Source organism: Paenibacillus sp. 01T422 (assembly GCF_056398785.1).
The window spans coordinates 1-5352 of sequence record NZ_JBFTQB010000419.1 but is presented as its reverse complement, the minus strand read 5'-3'; the positions used below and the strand labels follow the sequence as shown (position 1 = coordinate 5352).

Genomic DNA, 5352 nt, shown 5'->3' with positions numbered 1-5352 from the left:
AAGCTTGGCGATGAAAAGTTTGCCGATGGGCACTTCTTATGCCGTTTGGACAGGAATTGGCACAGTCGGCGGCGCCATCGTCGGTATGCTTTTTTACGGAGAATCCAAGGATTGGAAGCGAATTATGTTCATTGCGATGGTATTAAGCGCTGCCGTTGGTTTGAAATTAATTGCATGACCACATAGATGAGATGGTGAAGCAGTCAGAATTCTTCTGACTGCTTTTTTGGAACATAGATTTACAAAAAAAATGCATGAATAGGTGAGCATCGTTCGCGATGAGATGTTTCCTAAAAAGTGATCCTATGTAATAATAGACATAAATACAGTAGAAATAAAGGAGTACGATTCTATGAAAATCAATTATCATGGCCATGCTTGTATTCAACTCCATACAGGGGAGAAATCTCTCATCATCGATCCTTTTTTAAGCGGTAATCCTGCAGCTAAGATTAAGCCTGAGGACATCAAAACCGATGCTGTGTTGCTGACACATGCTCATATGGATCATATTCTCGACGCTGCGCCTATTGCAAGTGCTAATAATGACGTACCTGTCGTGTCTATTGTCGAGCTTGCGACCTATATGTCTTGGCAAGGTGTCAAAAATAGCGTTGGCATGAACATGGGAGGTATGTTCGATTTGGGCTTCGCTAAGGCGAAAATGGTGCAAGCTTTCCACAGCTCAGGCATTGTGATCGAAGAGACGAAACAAATTCTGTATGCGGGCATGCCTGCCGGGTTCCTCGTGTTCGCTGAAGGTTTGACGATCCTGCATGCAGGGGATACCTCTTTGTTCAGCGATATGAAAATGATTGGTGATCGCTATGCCATCGACGTTGTTTTCTTGCCAATTGGTGACTTCTACACAATGGGACCGGAAGATGCGCTCCAAGCCGCGGAATGGTACAACGCGAAACTGACAGTGCCGATACACCACAGTACGTTCCCAGGAATTAAGCAAGACGCGGAGCATTTCGTTCAGCAGCTTGAAGCAAGAGGGTTACAAGGTAAAGTGATGGCACCTGGCGATGAGATTGAGATCACAAGCAAGTAAGATGGGTCTCAGGTAGGATATTAGACGGAGAGAACGATCATTCGATAAAACCGCGGGAGCAAGATGCTCCGCGGTTTTTAGTTTTTTATCGACAAAATAATTCACTATTTTTAATCGTGGTCATGGTATAATCGAACTATTATTCGACAACATGAGCGCTTTTTTTCAAAAATAAAAACTGACGTGGATTTATTGTAGATAAAGGGGGGCTTAGTTGTGAGTGAACATACATCCGCCAATCGGACAACTAGCAGCCAAACATCGGTTCAAGCTCAACCAGGTAGGTCAGAGACGGAAGTTCCAACCACAATGGATGCTCGTCAAATGACACCTGCAAGTATTATGCAAATGCAGAGAACCCTTGGCAATAGGGCGGTTCAGGGAATGGTTCAAAGGATGGGGCATTCACATCCAGTGATTCAAAGAGCTGGAGGTGCCAGTGCACCCCCAGTTCCCGTCGTATCTCAGGAGCAGCAACAGCGAAATGCTGATCTTGTCACTGCGCGTGACGCGAAAGTTACGTCGCTTGTTGATAGCTCTTATACGGAAATAAGTGAGAAACTGAAGAGGAATATCGATACGTATTTGACTTCGGATTCGCAAGCAGATCCTATTCGAAAAAACGTCTTGAAAAAAGCAAAAGAAGAAATCAAAGCGAGCATGGGGACAACAGGAACGGTAGAACAAAGGGAAGATGCTTACAAGTTCGCCCAAGAAAAAGCCGATGGCATTATGATTACCAAGTTAAAAGCATATGCCATTGAAGTTTCGGATAGCGAGTTTGCTGCCACTAAAAAGACTGCAATGAAGGAAGAAGCAAATAAAGCCTACCAGATTACTCCAAATTTAAATAATGCAACCTATGAAAAGCAGAAAACAAAAGCGGCTGCTGATGCAAAGAAAAAGCTGGATACATACGCAAAAACATTATTTACAAGTGCGGTTACGTCGTCGAAAGCGGCTATCGCCGTGAAGTTCGCTCCCCCGACTGCAGCTGGAGGTGTGTCAGGTTTTGACTCCATTGCTGTAGGAAATGCTGGAACGGATGAGTTAACGAAACGGATTGGCCTTGATAACAACCTGGTTGACAAAAACGTGGTGAAGCAAGAAACCACCGATGGAACGACGAGAGATATCAAGGATATGGAGCACGTTTATCAAACCGTATTGTTTGATCCTATGAAATCGGCGGTATTATCGAAATTAGGTGTGGGTCGTAGAGCTTTCAGAAGATCAGCAGAGTTGAATGTGTATCGTGAGGATCTTAAAAAGGCAGCGCGAACCAAAGTTAATGCTCAGATCAATAACGCGATTGACAATCCATCACCTACTACTGGAACAGCGCCGACAAGTGCAACACCAACTAGTGTGACACCGACATCGACAAGTACGGCTGGTCCTATGCAAAAGGAATATTTGAAAACGGCTACGAAAGCTATTGCCCATAAAGAATCCAAAGTCCTTGTAGATGATGTAATGAGGGATGAGGCTAATCTCATTCTAGAAAGAATAATTCCAAAAGCCCTCACTATCGATGATTTCACAAAAGCAGCCAAATCTTCTGCCTATGAAGTAGCTAGAAACGCTGCAGCAACGCCGGATAAGATTCGAGCTGCAGGTGTCAAGGCAGCAGAAGAAAGCGCTGCTAAATTACTGAAATTAAACAAAGATAAAGCGGTACTTGAAGCGAGAAAGCTGACGAAGGGAACGAAAGCAGAAGGAACTGCTGTTGCGACATTACCAGATGCAGCCAAAACCACACAAATTAAAGATGCGATCCAAAATGAGGATAAAACGAAGAAACTTGCGCAAAAGCTAGTCAAGTCCGTGGAAGCAAGCGATTTATCTTCCGGCTTAACCATATTCGGTCATTTAATCGACATTTCAACCCCTAATCCTGGGGACTCAACTGCAATAGAACTTGAGTTGAAAATTCCTGTTGCATCCGCAGCAGGTGGCGGTAATGCCTACTTCCTGTTCGGATTCGCAGGTGAGGCAGAGCGGGAAGCAGATGAATTAAGCGTCAATACCCAATTAACTTTTGGTGCTGGATTTACGACCTTTGGTTTCGATGCAAACGCAAGGTTCGGTTTATTCCTTGAAGGAAAAGGCAAGGATACAGATACTGTCATGAATTTACTTTCTTATGGCTTATACAGGCAGATGCCTTCTAGTGCTCAAGCTTACTTCTGGGGCAAAGGCGGTAAATCTGGCGAGTCCAGCCTGATTGAAGCTGAGAAATGGGCCATGATGATTGAAGAAATGAATATGGGTGATGAAGAGTCTGAGGTTAATGTAGGCTTTCTTACGAAGTTGGCGATGGAAGCTAATGTAGGTGTAGCCTCATTTTCTGCCGAGCTTGCATTCAAACGCCTTAGTAAATATAACAAAGAGGTTATCGGAACAAAGGGCAAAGATGCAGCAGGTAATGTGATGTCAGCAGCAGAGCGGTTAGCTGCTGAGGGGAACGGTAAGGGCATAGGCAAAGGCGAAGTTAATACGACGGTTGAAGCAGGAACTGAAATTGAAATCGAATTTGGCAAAGATAAAGTTGCTTTTGGTCTTGAAGGATCTGCAACCTTCTTGAATGAGGACGAAAGCAAACTCAAGGAATTGAATCTGCAGCTATCGGCAAGCATCCCTTCCCAATTCGGAGAAGAGGGTGGAGATTTCACCAAGTATGCATCCAAGATTGTTACCGCTGCGATTGGCGGAGGTAAAAATCTGACCGCCCTGTTCAGGAAAGGGATGGCTTCCAAGGTAGATAAAGGAAAACAAGTGGTCGGGAGTTTACTAGATGCTGGAAGCGATTCCTTATTCACGGGGAATTATTTCGATGGTATCGGGGCAAGTTTCGCCTCACGGATTAAAGGCGATGAAACCATTAACGATACGATGCGATCCTGGTTGCCTGGCCAAGATTCAGAGGCATCAGATATTGAATTGGTTGATAAAATTGGATTATCCAATGCGCTTAAGCTGGAAATAGGTTTCCATAGAGAATATGATGGAAGAAGCGTACCAACAAGCCCTTGGGTAATATCGATATCAGCTAGTCAAGTGAAATCGCTAGAAGTTGATGCAGAGATTGTAAAAGTTGCTGTAGAGAAGTCCAAGCGACTTGGACAATTAGAATTCCGGAAAGACAAGGATATGAAATATGAGTTTATCGGTTTTGAGGGTGGTGGCCAAGATCGTCCGGTGCCAACGCCTGTTGCAAGTACTCCAACAGCAAGTACCCCGACGGCAAGTACTGCATCAGCAGGAACAACAGGAGCCACAGGTGGTGCAAGTTCAGCAAGTACAGCAAGTAATCAAACAACGCCGGTTTCAACTCCTACATCGAGTACAGCGTCTACACCTAGTGCGATACCTGTAGTTACGCCATAAGATAATGTAAGAAGTGATATCATTTTTGTAAAGGAGGTCAGTAGATGGTTGATCTGAGCGCTAACGGCAATGAGGAGCAGTCACGTTTGGATTTTGACACCGAAATAGCATTTATCACCTTAATGGGCGACGGAGTGAAGGCTGCTGCCAAACGAATTAACCTAACCGTATCTGAGGAAAAGTCACAATGTACGCTTTATCTTGAAGTGGAGTGGAGCGTATATCAGCAATTGCTGGCCGGAGAATGGATGGGGCTGCAAGTTCAAGCAATAAGTAGGGGTTCAGAAGTAAAATTTGATGAGAATCAACCCATGGAACTTCAAGTTATGCTCAAACAAAGTCTTATGAAAGCTGCATTGCGCAAGGGCTCAGAGGTTGAAAATGTTCTGCAAACCTTAGTCGAAGATTCGGAAGAATCGCGACCTCTGCGCCAAAGCGAAAGCTGGCTAATCACAGAAGTGAAACAGCAAATGAAGCTGCCAGATGAACTGGATAACGGTACTTTGAAAATAGGGTACCGCACCCAATGGGCAGAAGCTGCAGCCACAAATGCATCCTCCACTTTTGTTAAACCAACATTGAATGAGGTTGTGGAGGACTACCTGAAACGGATGGAATTGCCGTATGAATGGGTAGACGAAACCATTGTTCGTTTAACATTCTCAGGTGAGCAAGGAGAATGGATTGTGTTGGTTCGCACAGATGAAGCGAAGCAAATTTGCATTGTGTTTTCTATTTATCCAGCGTCAGTTCCTGTTGAGCAGCGGACGGAGATGGCGAAGTTCCTTTTCGAAGAGAATTATGATCTGGTCATCGGCAACTTCGAGATGGATGCAACCGATGGGGAACTTCGATATCGTACTAGCATCGATGTAGAGAATGATCGATTGACGATGGAGCTATTC

At 44.5% G+C, this 5352-nt stretch carries 4 protein-coding genes; all 4 read left to right on the top strand.

Annotated elements, in window-relative coordinates:
- On the top strand, positions 1-178 hold a 178-nt coding region (locus tag AC1DUA_RS21850), incomplete at its 5' end, for a DMT family transporter (protein WP_477501780.1).
- Between the two features lie 174 nt (positions 179-352).
- Positions 353-1057, top strand: coding sequence for a metal-dependent hydrolase (locus AC1DUA_RS21845; protein WP_477501779.1), 705 nt, complete (start codon positions 353-355; stop codon positions 1055-1057).
- Positions 1058-1273: 216 nt separating this feature from the next.
- Complete coding sequence (locus AC1DUA_RS21840; protein ID WP_477501778.1) at positions 1274-4447, top strand: hypothetical protein; 3174 nt, start codon at positions 1274-1276, stop codon at positions 4445-4447.
- 44 nt (positions 4448-4491) lie between these two features.
- Positions 4492-5352 (top strand): YbjN domain-containing protein (locus AC1DUA_RS21835; RefSeq protein WP_477501777.1); only part of this gene is annotated, 861 nt, incomplete at its 3' end.

Bases quoted from the DNA above. Each gene is read 5' to 3' on its own strand.
- AC1DUA_RS21845 (WP_477501779.1), top strand. From the start codon at position 353: ATGAAAATCAATTATCATGGCCATGCTTGTATTCAACTCCATACAGGG.